Annotated in this window: 9 protein-coding genes; 1 reads left to right on the plus strand and 8 read right to left on the minus strand. The window is 70.9% G+C overall.

Annotated features, from left to right (window positions below; all coding sequences use genetic code 11):
* Positions 1-68 precede the first annotated feature (68 nt).
* The 8 genes from tpiA to uvrC all read right to left on the minus strand — a co-directional run bounded on the left by tpiA (position 69) and on the right by uvrC (position 12,411).
* Complete coding sequence (gene tpiA, locus N5I75_RS08195) at positions 69-845, minus strand: triose-phosphate isomerase (protein ID WP_476675797.1); 777 nt, start codon at positions 843-845, stop codon at positions 69-71.
* Positions 846-851: 6 nt separating this feature from the next.
* Positions 852-2,063: a phosphoglycerate kinase gene (locus tag N5I75_RS08200; protein WP_476675799.1), complete on the minus strand. Its 1,212-nt coding sequence runs from the start codon at positions 2,061-2,063 to the stop codon at positions 852-854.
* Positions 2,064-2,207: 144 nt separating this feature from the next.
* Entirely contained in the window at positions 2,208-3,218 is a 1,011-nt protein-coding gene (gene gap, locus N5I75_RS08205) for a type I glyceraldehyde-3-phosphate dehydrogenase (protein ID WP_476675801.1), read from the minus strand.
* Between the two features lie 189 nt (positions 3,219-3,407).
* Positions 3,408-6,341: a M14 family metallopeptidase gene (locus N5I75_RS08210; protein WP_476675803.1), complete on the minus strand. Its 2,934-nt coding sequence runs from the start codon at positions 6,339-6,341 to the stop codon at positions 3,408-3,410.
* 199 nt (positions 6,342-6,540) lie between these two features.
* The gene (gene whiA / locus N5I75_RS08215) at positions 6,541-7,578 is read right to left on the minus strand and encodes a DNA-binding protein WhiA (protein WP_476675805.1); all 1,038 of its coding nucleotides are present in this window, start codon (positions 7,576-7,578) and stop codon (positions 6,541-6,543) included.
* Entirely contained in the window at positions 7,569-8,606 is a 1,038-nt protein-coding gene (locus N5I75_RS08220) for a gluconeogenesis factor YvcK family protein (RefSeq protein WP_476675807.1), read from the minus strand. Before N5I75_RS08220 ends, whiA begins: the two co-directional genes overlap by 10 nt.
* On the minus strand, positions 8,603-9,646 hold the full coding sequence (gene rapZ / locus N5I75_RS08225; protein WP_476675809.1) for an RNase adapter RapZ: 1,044 nt from the start codon (positions 9,644-9,646) through the stop codon (positions 8,603-8,605). Before rapZ ends, N5I75_RS08220 begins: the two co-directional genes overlap by 4 nt.
* Entirely contained in the window at positions 9,643-12,411 is a 2,769-nt protein-coding gene (gene uvrC, locus N5I75_RS08230; RefSeq protein ID WP_476675811.1) for an excinuclease ABC subunit UvrC, read from the minus strand. The genes rapZ and uvrC overlap by 4 nt, the downstream gene beginning before the upstream one ends.
* A 275-nt stretch (positions 12,412-12,686) precedes the next feature.
* On the opposite strand from uvrC, the gene N5I75_RS08235 reads away from it, so the two are divergent.
* Positions 12,687-13,616, plus strand: a complete 930-nt coding sequence (locus tag N5I75_RS08235; RefSeq protein ID WP_476675813.1) for a hypothetical protein — start codon at positions 12,687-12,689, stop codon at positions 13,614-13,616.
* Positions 13,617-13,641 lie beyond the last annotated feature (25 nt).

Here is a 13,641-nt window from a genome sequence, read left to right on the forward strand (position 1 = left end):
CGCAAGGGTACGACGTATCGCCGCTAGCGCATACTCACAGGCCGCGCCACTCGGCGATCATCCACTGATCACTGCTCGTGGAAGCGGACGATCTTGACGAACTCGTCGGCGTCCAGGGAGGCGCCGCCGATCAGGGCGCCGTCGATGTCGGGCTTGCCCATGATCTCGGCGACGTTGCCCGACTTCACCGAACCGCCGTACTGGATGCGCACCTTGTCGGCGAGCTCCTGCGAGTACAGCTCGGCGAGCTTGGCGCGGATGGCGGCGCAGACCTCCTGCGCGTCGTCGGCGCCGCAGACCTTGCCGGTGCCGATGGCCCACACCGGCTCGTAGGCGATGACGATCGTCTCGGCCTGCTCGGCGGGCAGGTCCTTGAGACCGCCCTCGACCTGGGTGAGCGTGTGGGAGACGTGGTTGCCCGCCTCGCGCACGTCCAGCTCCTCGCCGACGCAGAGGATCGGGGTCAGGCCGTGCTTGTAGGCGGCCTTCACCTTGGTGTTGACCAGCTCGTCGCTCTCGGCGTGGTACTGGCGGCGCTCGGAGTGCCCGATCGCGACGTACGTGCACTTAAGCTTGGCGAGCATGGCGCCGGAGATCTCGCCGGTGTAGGCGCCGGAGTCGTGCGCCGACAGGTCCTGGGCACCGTACTTGATCTTGAGCTTGTCGCCGTCGACCAGCGTCTGAACCGAGCGCAGGTCGGTGAAGGGCGGCAGGACGGCGACCTCGACGGCCTCGTAGTCCTTGTCCGCGAGGGCGAAGGCGAGCTTCTGGACGTGGGCGATGGCCTCGAGGTGGTTGAGGTTCATCTTCCAGTTGCCCGCCATCAGCGGCGTGCGGGTGCTCATTAAGGGTCAGTCCTCCAGTGCGGCGAGACCGGGCAGCGTCTTGCCCTCGAGGTACTCGAGGGAGGCGCCGCCACCGGTCGAGATGTGGCCGAATGCCTTTTCGTCGAAGCCCAGGGTACGGACGGCCGCGGCGGAGTCGCCGCCGCCCACCACGGTGAAGCCCGGGGAGTCGATGAGGGCCTGGGCGACCGCCTTGGTGCCCTCGGCGTAGTCGGGGTGCTCGAAGACGCCCATCGGGCCGTTCCAGAACACGGTCTGCGCGTCGGCGAGCTTCGAGGCGTACAGCTCGCGCGTCTTCGGGCCGATGTCCAGGCCCTCCTGGTCGGCCGGGATGGCGTCCGCGTCGACGGTGGAGGGGTTGGCCGGGGTCTTGCCCTTGAGGTCGGGGAACTCCGTGGAGACCAGGACGTCCACCGGCAGGACGATCTCCACGCCGTTCTTCTCGGCGCGCTCCAGGTACTCCGTGACGGCCGGGATCTGGTCCTCCTGGAGGAGGGAGATGCCGACCTCGTACCCCTTGGCCTTGAGGAACGTGTACGCCATGCCGCCGCCGATGAGCAGACGGTCGGCCTTGCCGAGCAGCTGGTCGATGACGGCGAGCTTGTCGGAGACCTTGGCGCCGCCGAGCGCGACGACGTACGGGCGCTGAACGTCGGCGGTGAGCTTCTTCAGGACGCCGACCTCGGTGGCGATGAGGTAACCGGCGTAGGCGGGCAGCTTCTTCGCCAGGTCGTAGACCGAGGCGTGCTTGCGGTGCACGGCGCCGAAGCCGTCGCTCACGTACACGTCGGCGAGGGCGGCGAGCCGGTCGGCGAACTCGCCGCGCTCGGTGTCGTCCTTGCTGGTCTCGCCCGCGTTGAAGCGCAGGTTCTCGATGACGGCGACCTGGCCGGGCTCCAGGCCGTTCACGGCGTCGTGCGCGGCGGCGCCGACCGTGTCCTGGGCGAACGCGACGGGCTTGCCGAGGAGTTCACCGAGCCGCTCGGCGGCGGGCAGCAGCGAGAACTGCGGGTCCGGCGCGCCCTTGGGGCGGCCCAGGTGCGAGGCGACGATCACCTTGGCGCCGGCGCCGGCGAGCGCCTCGACGGTGGGCAGGACGGCGCGGATGCGGCCGTCGTCGGTGATGCGGCCGTCGGCCAGCGGCACGTTGAGGTCGGCGCGGACGAACACCCGCTTGCCCTCGACCCCTTCGGCGAGAAGTTCCTCGATGGTCTTCATGACTGGGCTACTCCTGATAGTGAAGCTGTTCCGGTTGGCGCCCTAAGGCTGTGAGACCGACGCGGCGAAGGCCCGGAACGCCGCGCGGCGTCGCGCGGGGTCCGGACCTTCGCTCACATCGAGATGCTCTGCTGCTCTGGAACTTTAGAGCTGACCACCGACGAAGACCGTCAGGTCGACGAGGCGGTTGGAGTAGCCCCACTCGTTGTCGTACCAGCCGAGGATCTTCACCGTCTTGCCCTCCTGGACCATGGTCATGGAGGAGTCGAAGGTGCAGGAGGCCGGGTCGCTGACGATGTCGGACGACACGATCGGGTCCTCGGTGTAGTAGAGGTAGCCCTTCAGGTCGCCGTCGTCGGCGGCCTTCTTGAACGCGGCGTTGACCTCGTCCTTGGTGACCTCGCGCTGCAGCTCGACGACCAGGTCGGTGGCGGAGCCGGTCGGGACCGGGACGCGCATCGCGATGCCGTCGAGCTTGCCCTTGAGCTGCGGCAGGACCAGGGCGGTGGCCTTGGCGGCGCCCGTCGTGGTCGGGATGATGTTCTCGGCGGCGGCGCGGGCGCGGCGCAGGTCCTTGTGCGGGAAGTCAAGGATGCGCTGGTCGTTGGTGTACGCGTGGACCGTGGTCATCAGGCCCTTGACGATGCCGAAGTTCTCGTCGAGAACCTTGGCCATCGGCGCCACACAGTTGGTGGTGCAGGAGGCGTTGGAGATGACGTGGTGGTTGGCCGCGTCGTACTTGTCCTGGTTGACGCCCATCACGATGGTGATGTCCTCGTCCTTGGCCGGAGCCGAGATGAGGACCTTCTTGGCGCCGCCCGCGATGTGCTTCTCGGCGTCGGCCTTCTTGGTGAAGATGCCGGTCGACTCGATGACGATGTCGACGCCCAGGTCGCCCCACGGGATGTCGGCGGGGTTGCGCTCCGACAGGACCTTGATGGTCTTGCCGTCGACCGTGATGGTGTCCTCGGTGTGCGACACCTCGGCCTTGAGCTTGCCAAGGATGGTGTCGTACTTCAGAAGATGCGCGGTGGTCGCGGTGTCACCCAGGTCGTTGACAGCCACGATCTCGATGTCCGCACCCTGCTCAAGGAGCGCGCGGAAGTAGTTGCGACCGATGCGGCCAAAGCCGTTGATGCCTACGCGGATCGTCACGAACCGATCTCCTCGTTGGTACGCCGGATTCGACGCCGGCGAGATGTATTGGGATGTCCCCGACCGCCTTCGACCCTACCTCCCATAAGGCCTTGGGGTGACATCGAGCGGCCCTATGCAGGACACAGCGGCCCGTACTCGCCAGTAACGTACGGGCCGCCGCCTATTTCCCCGGTATTTCGGCGTCAATCAGTCGCTAATTGAGCGCAGTGCCTTTCTGATGAGCGCATTTCGATCCGCTGTCGCGGTGACGTGTTCCAGACCGAATCCCAGAAGAACGCTGTCCGGGGTACTGATCGCCCCGTACGTCGTGAAGAGGTCCTTGGCGAGCGCCCAGTCCTCGACGGCGGGCGGGCTGCCCGCGGGCGGTCCGGGGACGGTCCAGACGCCCAGGGACGTCTCGAAGTCCTCGTTCTGGGTGACCTGGCCGCCGATGACGACGGCGGCGTTGTCGGCGCGCACGCCCTCGCCGCCGGAGCCGGGGTCGGTGACGTACGCGAGCGAGACCTCGACGGAGCGGCCCGCGTAGGCGCTCAGGTCGTAGGAGACCGTCTTCCAGTCGTCCGAGGAGCCGGTGAGGCTGTTCCACGCGCCGCTGGTGCCGGTGTTCTGGCAGGCGGCGCCGCCCCCGGTCAGGTAGCGGGTGAGCGCCGGGTGGTCGGCCAGGAGGAACCCGGCCTCGCACTCGGTGGGCACGGCGTCGGACGTGAAGCCCGTGGTGTCGGGGAGCGTCGTCCAGTCCTCGGCGCCGACGGTGTGCGCCTCCAGGATCGCGTGGTCGTAGCCGGTCTCGGTGTCCCACAGGAGCTGCATCCGCAGGGTCGGCTGCTGCGCCGCGGTGACGTTCGTGAGGTCGATGGTGCGGGTCAGGCGCTTGTAGGCGTCGTCCGTGTGCACGGCGGCGGCCATTCCGGCGCCCTCGTACTGGCCCGCCCCGGCGCTCTCGAACTGCGGCAGGGTGGCCGAGGTGACCTCGTAGAGACCGGCGCCGCCCAGCGGGTTGCCGGGCGCGTCACCGAGCGCGGCCTCGATCCCGGACAGCTCGCCGGAGCCCGTGAACCGGGTGGCGACCGGCGCCGCGGTGCGGGAGTAGGCGCCCAGGTAGTACTGGCTGAAGTCGTTCGTCGTGGTGTCGCCGATGTCGACGGAGCCGCCCGCCTTCTCGCCCGCCTCGATCAGCTTGCCGCCCTCGTTGAGGTAGTCGCGCACGGCGAGCTGGGTGGTGAGCCCCGGCCGGTCCGCGTTCGTGTAGTGCACGACCGTCCTGAAGTGGCTCAGCACGCCGAGCGGGTCGGGGGCGCCCTGCTTGGCGACGTTCCAGACGGCCGCCTTGTGCCCGGCCGCCTTCAGCGCGTCGACGTAAGCCGCTGTCTGCTGACCCGCGGCGTCGTTTTCCGCGAGGACGAGCGTGTCGGCCTTCGGACGCTCGGCGACGGTGTACGTGAAGTGCGAACTGGACGTGGCCTTTCCGGATTTCGTCCGCCCCGTGAACCACACCTCCACCTTGTCGCCCACATCGGCGTCCTCCACCTTCGCCCGATACTCGTCGAAGTGGAGATTGTCCTCACCGCCGTAGGTCTCGCCACCCTTCCAGGCGCGCAATTCCTCGTCGTGCGAACGGCCGCCATTGATCCGGTAGTTCAGCTCCTTGTCGCGTACGGACTTCCGCGCGACGACGGAGACTTCCTGGTCGCCTCCGCGCGCGTACGAGGTCGGGAAGGCGGCCGGGGTGAAGTCGGCGGCCTCCAGACCGACCGCGGAGGACGGCTGGTCGGGGTGGTGCGCCGTCTCGGCCAGGGAAAGCGCGAAGGGGATGTTCTTCGCGAACTCGGCCTGGATCAGTTTCTCGTCGTCCGGGAAGGTGAAGATCGACGCGCAGTCCTGGGGGCGCCAGGCGTCGTTCGGGTCGACGTTCGAGGCCGTCTGGCAGGTGCTCATCTCGGGGGTGAACATCGAGATGCCGTTGACGTTGGCGGCGTGGCCGTCCGCCTCGCCGTTGGTCGTGTACAGCTCGGAGGAGACCTGCGGGTGGTAGCCGGGGATCGCGGAGTTCGCCGGGGTGCCCGCGAGCGCCTCGTAGAGCACGTCGTCCGGGGTCGGTGTGGCGACCTGCCAGCCCACGCCGTACAGGAGCAGTTCGGCGGCGGAGTGGTAGTTGATGGCGTAGTCGAAGCCGATCCGCTTCTCGAAGGCGTCGACGGCCTTGGTCTCGGGCTCGGAGTTCGGCCCGGTGCCGCGGTAGGTCTCGCTGGCGGGGCGCGGGGAGGAGCCCTCGTCGTCGTAGCCCCACTTGTAGGCGAAGTTGCGGTTGAGGTCGACGCCGTCGCCGCTGGTGATGGCGCCGTCGCCGTTGACGTCCCGCAGGTTCTTGCGCCACTGGCGGTTGGCGGCGGCCTTGTGCGTGAAGTCGTAGCCGTCCGGGTTGGCCGACAGGACGAACCACAGCTCCGTGGAGTCGACGATCTTCTTGATCCGCCGGTCCTTGGCGTAGTTGTCGAGGTAGTAGTGCATGAGGCGGCGGGTCATCTCGGGCGTGATCCACTCGCGCGCGTGCTGGTTGGACATGTAGAGGACCGACGGCTTGGCGCCGTCCTTGGTCTTCTTCGCGCCCTTGCTGAGCTTCAGCGCGAGGATGTCCTGGCCCTGGATCGTCCTGCCGATGGAGACGACCTTCGTGAGGTCCGGGTTCTCCTGCCCGGTGCGGACTATCTCCTCCCGCAGGCCCCCCGCGCCGCTGTACGGGCGGAAGACGCCGTCGCCCGCGGCCTTGAGGCGGGACTCGGTCCTGGCGGCGACCTTGTGCTCGGCGAGCTTCACGCCCTTGCCGCGCAGCGCCTCGGCCTGCTGGTCGGTGAGGTAGACCTCGACGTCGGCGGTGCCCTTCTCGGGCGCCTGCTCGCTCAGTTCGTGGGCGTCCTGCCCGGCTTGCAGGAGCAGGGGTATCTGCTCCTTGGTGACCTTCGCACGGAACACCTTGACGGCGTCCGCGCCGGGGTCCGCGCTCGTGGCTTCCCTGCTCCGCGGACCTCCGTCGTCCGCCTGGGCGACGGGTGCCAGCGCGGCCCCTCCCACCCCCAGCACCAGTGCTCCGACAGCGAGGATCGATCTCGCTCTTCGTCTCATGAGCCCCCCTTGCAGTTGTCTGCCGCGGTCGTGGCCACTGCCACAGAAGCGAACTGGCGCCAGACTCATGACAGTTCATGGTCAAGTCAAGGGGGCGGGCCCGGGGGCCTTGCGGGGCCTTGCCGGGCGGCAAAAAAGCGGTGGCGGCGCCTCCATGGGCGCCGCCACCGGCAGGGTGGGCCGGTTTCCGGCCCGCGGGTCAGCCCGCCATGTTCTCCGCGAGGTTCCCGGCCATCTCCTCGGCCATCTCCTCCACCAGCTCCTCGGCCAGCTCCTCCGTCAGGTTCGACTCGGTGCCGGGGATGCCGAGGTCCTGGGCGCGCTTGTCGGCCATCGCGAGGAGGCGGCGGATACGGCCCGCGACCGCGTCCTTGGTCAGCGGCGGGTCCGCGAGGGCGCCCAGCTCCTCCAGGGAGGCCTGCTTGTGCTCCATGCGCAGGCGGCCCGCGGCGGCCAGGTGCTCGGGGACCTCGTCGGCGAGGATCTCCAGGGCGCGCTGCACGCGCGCGCCCGCGGCGACGGCCGCGCGGGCCGAGCGGCGCAGGTTCGCGTCGTCGAAGTTGGCGAGGCGGTTGGCGGTGGCGCGGACCTCGCGGCGCATCCGCCGCTCCTCCCAGGCGAGCACCTGCTCGTGTGCGCCCATCCGGGTGAGCAGCGCGCCGATCGCGTCGCCGTCCCGGACGACCACGCGGTCCACGCCGCGCACCTCACGCGCCTTCGCCGCGATGGAGAGCCGGCGGGCGGCGCCGACCAGGGCGAGCGCCGCCTCCGGGCCCGGGCAGGTCACCTCCAGGGAGCTGGAGCGGCCGGGCTCGGTCAGCGAGCCGTGCGCGACGAACGCGCCGCGCCAGGCCGCCTCCGCGTCGCAGGTGGCCCCCGAGACCACCTGCGGCGGCAGGCCCCGGATGGGACGGCCCCGGCCGTCCACGAGCCCCGTCTGGCGGGCCAGCTGATCGCCGCCCGCGACCACTCGTACGACAAAACGCGAGCCGCGGCGCAGCCCGCCGGGCGCCATCACGATCAGCTCCGAGCTGTGCCCGAAGATCTCGAGAATGTCCCGCTTGAGCCGCCTCGCGGCCATCGCGGTGTCCAGCTCCGCCTCGATCACGATGCGGCCGCTCACCAGGTGAAGGCCGCCCGCGAACCGCAGAACCGCCGATACCTCGGCCTTTCTGCAGCACGTCCGGGTGACGGGGAGCCGGGAGATCTCGTCCTTCACCGCTGCCGTCATCGCCATGGGCCGATCCTTCCATGCATCCGAAAAATACGGTCGTACGCGGCGGCCAACAGCTCCGGATCATGGATCGGAGTCCCATCGGGCCTGGCCACCGGCGCCAGCTCGACCGCGGCACCGAAACGCTCCTTGGCGGTGTCGGTGAGTGACGCGCGGTCGGGCACGGCGGCCTCGTCGGCCAGCACCACGTCCAGGGCGAGTTTAGGGGCGTGTCGTCCCAAAACCTCCAAATGACGCTGCGGGGAGAAGCCATCGGTTTCTCCGGGTTGCGGAGCGAGGTTGAGCGAGAGGACCCGGCGCGCCTTCGTCTCGACGAGCGCGTCGAGCAGTTTGGGGACGAGCAGGTGCGGGATCACGGAGGAGAACCAGGAGCCCGGACCGAGCACCACCCAGTCCGCGTCGAGCACCGCCTCGACGGCCTCCGGCACGGCCGGCGGGTCGTTCGGCACGAGGTGCACGGACTGCACCTCGCCGGGTGTGAGCGCGACGGTCGCCTGCCCGCGGACCGTGTCCACGTCGTCCGGACGCTCCGGGTCGTGCCCCTTGACCAGGGCCTGCAGCTCCAGCGGCACCGCGGACATGGGCAGCACGCGCCCGTGCGCGCCGAGCAGCTTGCCGACCAGGTCGAGCGCCTGCACATGGTCCCCGAGCTGCTCCCACAGGGCGACGATCAGCAGATTGCCGACCGCGTGCTCGTTCAACTCGCCCGGTGAGTGGAAGCGGTGCTGGATGACGCGGGCCCAGGTCTGGCCCCAGTCGTCGTCGCCGCACAGCGCCGCGAGGGCCTTGCGCAGGTCGCCCGGGGGCAGCACGCCCAGTTCGTCGCGGAGGCGGCCGCTGGAGCCGCCGTCGTCGGCGACCGTGACGACGGCGGTCAGGTCGCCGGTGATGCGGCGCAGCGCGGCGAGCGAGGCGGACAGGCCCATGCCGCCGCCGAGCGCGACCACTTTCGGGGTCGCGCCCCTGCGGCGCATCGCCGGTGCGTTCCTACGGCTCAGCCTGCTGGTGAGCCGTAGCGTGCGGCCTGTCATTCGCGGCCCATGTCCCGGTGGACGACGACGGTCTCCACGCCCTGCGAGGCCAGCCGGGCGGCGAGCTTCTCCGAGGTGGCGACGGAACGGTGCTTGCCGCCCGTACAGCCGACGGCGATCGTCACGTACCGCTTGCCCTCGCGGCGGTAGCCCGCGGCGATCAGCTGGAGCAGCTCGGTGTAGCGGTCGAGGAACTCCTTGGCGCCGGGCTGCGAGAAGACGTAGTTGGAGACCTCCTCGTTGAGCCCGGTGAAGGGGCGCAGCTCGGGCACCCAGTGCGGGTTGGGCAGGAACCGCATGTCCACGACGAGGTCGGCGTCGACGGGCAGCCCGTACTTGAAGCCGAACGACATCACCGTGGCCCGCAGCTCGGGCTCCTCCTCGCCCGCGAACTGGGCGTCCATCTTGGCGCGCAGCTCGTGCACGTTGAGGCTGGAGGTGTCGATGACGAGGTCGGCGTCGCCGCGCAGCTCGCGCAGGAGTTCGCGCTCGGCCGCGATGCCGTCGACGATGCGGCCGTCGCCCTGGAGGGGGTGCGGGCGGCGCACCGACTCGAAGCGGCGCACCAACGCCTCGTCGGAGGACTCCAGGAAGACGATGCGGCGGGTGACGTGCTTGGCCTCAAGGTCGGCCAGGGACTCCCGCAGGTTGTCGAAGAACCGCCGCCCCCGTACGTCGACGACGACGGCGATCCGGGCGACGTTGCCCTGCGAACGGGCGCCGAGCTCCACCATCGTGGGGATCAGCGCGGGCGGCAGGTTGTCGACCACGAACCAGCCGAGGTCCTCCAGGCACTTCGCCGCGGTGGAGCGGCCCGCGCCGGACATCCCCGAGATGATCACCAACTCGGGGATGACGGCTTCCGGGATGCCCGGGGCCGTCTCGACCTTCGATCCGGTGCCGTTACTCGTACTGCTGCTCACCTGAACTCCGTGCTCCGCTTCCGCCGGGGCGGGACGGCTGTGCGCCGGGCCGCCGGTATCACTGATGCCGCTGCCTGCTTGCTCGTCGTGCTCGTCGTACTCGTCGTGCTCGCTCATGGCTCCTGCCCCCGTCGCTCTTCCGAGGCGCCCGCCCCAACGGGCTCCTCACCGGTACGCGCGCCTGCCGCGCGCTCCGTGGTGGTGTCCTGATCGTCATCCTGCGCACCGCGCCGGGCACCTTCGTCGGCGTCCGCGCGGCGGCGGGCGTCGGGCTGTGAACCGGCCGGGGCCGGGGCGTGTGCCGGGGCCTGGGTTGGGGCCCCGGCTGCGTCATGCGGCAGCCTCTCGGCCGGGGCGTCCGCCCGACCGCCGCCGTCGGCGGGGCCGCGGACGCCGTCGGCGGGGCCGTGGACGTCGCCGTCGCCGTCGCCGTCGCCGTCGCCGTCGGCGGGACCGTGGGCATCGCCCCGGGAGGCCTTCCGGCCGTCGCCGTGAGCGCCCTCGGCGGCATCCCCCTGCGGGCCCACGTGGGCCGCCGCCCGAGGGCCACCGGAAAGGGTCACCGGGGTGTCCCCGGGGGCGCCCCGCTCGGAGTCGTCCGGGACGTCGCCCCGGGAGCCCTTCCGGCCGTCGCCGTGAGCGCCCTCGGCGGCATCCCCCTGCGGGCTAGCGGGGGCCGCCGCCCGAGGGCCACCGGGAAGGGCCGCCGGGGTGTCCCCGGAGGCGCCCCGCTCGGAGTCGTCCGGGACGTCTGCCGCGTCGTCTTCCCGGGTGGCGGCCGCGGGCGGCTCGTCCGTGGCGGTCGTGGAGGGCTCGTCCGTGGCGGCCGCGGGCGGCTCCTCGGTGGCGGCCGCGGGCGGCTCGTCCGTGGCGGTCGTGGGCGGCTCGTCCTCCAGGATTTCGCCCGTCGTCATGTTCACCGCCGGCGCCGCAGGCTCCGCCTTCGCGAAGGCCGCCGCGATCGTCTCCGCTGTTCTGCGGCCTATGCCGGGGACCTCGCAGATCTGGTCGATCGTCGCGGCGCGGAGGCGCTTGACGGAGCCGAAGTGCTTGATGAGGGCCTGCTTGCGGGTGTCGCCGAGGCCGGGCACGTCATCGAGGGGCCCGGCGCGGAAGCGCTTGGCGCGCTTGGTGCGCTGGTAGGTGATGGCGAAGCGGTGGGCCTCGTCGCGGACGCGCTGGAGGAGGTAGAGGCCCTCGCTGGTGCGGGGCAGGACGACGGGGTCCTCCTCGTCCGGCACCCACACCTCTTCGAGCCGCTTGGCGAGGCCGCAGACGGCGACGTCGTCGATGCCCAGCTCGTCGAGCGCTCGCTTGGCCGCCGCCACCTGCGGCTGGCCGCCGTCGACCACGACGAGCTGCGGCGGGTACGCGAACTTCTTGGGGCGGCCGTCCTCCTCCGTGAGGGTCGACTCGCTCGGCCCGGCGTCATCGCCGTCGCCGTCGCCGCCCAGCTCCGCGTCGGACCACTCCCCCGACTTCTCCTGCGCGGAGAGGTACCGCTTGAAGCGACGCGTGATCACCTCGTGCATGGAGCGGACGTCGTCCTGCCCCTCGAACCCCCTGATCTGGAAGCGGCGGTACTCGCTCTTGCGGGCGAGGCCGTCCTCCAGGACCACCATGGAGGCCACGACGTCGTCGCCCTGGAGGTGCGAGATGTCGTAGCACTCGATGCGCAGCGGCACGCTGTCCAGGCCGAGCGCCTCGGCGATCTCCTCCAGGGCGCGCGAGCGCGTGGTGAGGTCGGAGGCGCGCTTGGTCTTGTGCAGGGCGAGCGCGTGCGTCGCATTGCGGTGCACGGTCTCCATCAGCGCCTTCTTGTCGCCGCGCTGCGGAATGCGCAGCGACACGGCCGACCCGCGCCGCTCGGTGAGCCACGCCTGGACCGGCTCGACCGGGTCGGGCAGCGCCGGGACCAGGACCTCCTTGGGAACGGAGTCCCCGGTCTCCTCCCCGTAGAGCTGCTGGAGCGCGTGCTCGACGAGGTCGCCGCTCGTGACCGCCTCGACCTTGTCGGTGACCCAGCCGCGCTGACCCCGCACGCGCCCGCCCCGGACGTGGAAGATCTGGACGGCGGCCTCCAGCTCGTCCTCCGCGAGGGCGATGAGGTCGGCGTCGGTGGCGTCCGCGAGGACGACCGCGCTCTTCTCCATGGCCTTGCGCAGGGCGCCGACGTCGTCGCGCAGCCGGGCCGCGCGCTCGTACTCCATGTCCTCGGCGGCCTCCGCCATGTCCTTCTCCAGGCGGCGGATGTACGTGCCCGTGCGCCCGGCCATGAAGTCGCAGAACTCCTCGGCCAGATCCCGGTGCTCCTCGGGCGTGACGCGGCCCACGCACGGGGCGGAGCACTTGCCGATGTACCCGAGCAGGCAGGGGCGGCCGGTCCGCGCGGCGTTCTTGAACACGCCCGCGGAGCACGTACGGACCGGGAAGACGCGGAGGAGCAGGTCGACGGTGTCGCGGATGGCCCACGCGTGGCTGTACGGGCCGAAGTACCGCACGCCCTTCTTCTTCTGGCCGCGCATCACCTGGACCCGCGGATACTCCTCGTTCATCGTGACCGCGAGGTACGGGTAGCTCTTGTCGTCGCGGTACTTGACGTTGAACCGGGGGTCGTACTCCTTGATCCAGGAGTACTCCAGCTGCAGCGCCTCGACCTCCGTCGACACCACCGTCCACTCCACCGAGGCGGCCGTGGTGACCATGGAGCGCGTGCGGGGGTGCAGGTTCGCCAGGTCCTGGAAGTAGTTCGCCAGGCGCTGGCGCAGGCTCTTCGCCTTTCCGACGTAGATCACCCGGCGGTGCTCGTCGCGGAACCTGTACACCCCTGGGGAGTCGGGAATCTGTCCCGGCTTGGGGCGGTAGCTGGAAGGGTCGGCCATGTCAGACACCCTACTGGCGGGGTGTGACAGTCCGGCGCTCCTGGGGACGGGGCTTCCGCGCCGGCCCCCGCGGGGCTTGTCGAGTGCAGGACAACAACGCTTCAATGCCGGGTGTCCACGCCCGGATGGCAGGAGGCCGGATGCGGCTCGGCGAACGGCACGAACAGCCTGATCGGCTCGATCGGCTCGATCGGCTGAAACAGCATGATCGGCTTGATCGGCCGACACAGACTGATCGGCTTGATCGGCTCGATCGGCCGCCCTTACACGAACCGGTGGAGCGGGACCCCGCCCTGGAGGCGGTCCTGCGCACCGGCCCGTTCCACCTCGCCCTGCGCGCGGCGATCGCCGCGCGGCGGCTGCCGCTCCACCGGGTCCAGCACCATCTCTCCCGCCACGGCATCAAGGTCGGCGTCACGAGCCTCAGCTACTGGCAGCAAGGCGCCCGGCGCCCGCAGCGCTCCGAGTCCATGCGGGCCGTACGCGCTCTGGAGGAGATCCTCGACCTGCCCGAGGAGTCGCTGATCCGGCTGCTCGGCCCGGCCACCCCCGCGGGCGCGCCCCAGCGGCCCGCCGCCCGCCCATACCGCTCGCTCGTCGAGGCGTCCGGCGTGCTCGGCCGGCTCCTCACCGAACTGGACCCGGCGGCCCCGCCGGACGGCGGCCTGCACAGCGTCGGCCAGCACGAACGGGTCCGCATCGGCGTGCACAGGCAGTTGCTCGGCAGGGACTCCCAGCACGTCGTACGGGCCCACCGCGACGGGGTGGACCGCTATGTCGCCGTCCACCAGGGCGACCCGGGGTGCTCGCCGGGCGACGTCGCCGTGCACGCCATGGAGAACTGCCGTACGGGCCGGGTGCGCTGGGACGGCGGGACCGGCGTCCTGGTGGCGGAGCTGCTCTTCGACGCGCGGCTGCGGGCCGGGGAGACGCATCTGTTCCGCTACGGGTTCGAGGACGGCACGGCCGGTGCCTCGACGGAGTACGTCCGCGGGTTCGGCGGAACGGGCGGACAGTACGTCCTGCAGGTCGCGTTCGCCGACGACGCGCTGCCCGTGCGGTGCCACCGGTTCGCCCAGCAGTCGACGGCCGCGCCGCGCGGCGGACGCCAGGAGCTGACGCTCACCGGGCGGCCCCGTTCGGTGCATCTGGTGGAGCCGCAGGTGCGGGCTGGGCTGATCGGGATCGGCTGGGACTGGGAGTGAACCCGCGCGGGTGACGCCGCCTCCG

The sequence above is a fragment of the Streptomyces sp. R818 genome (genome assembly GCF_056172735.1).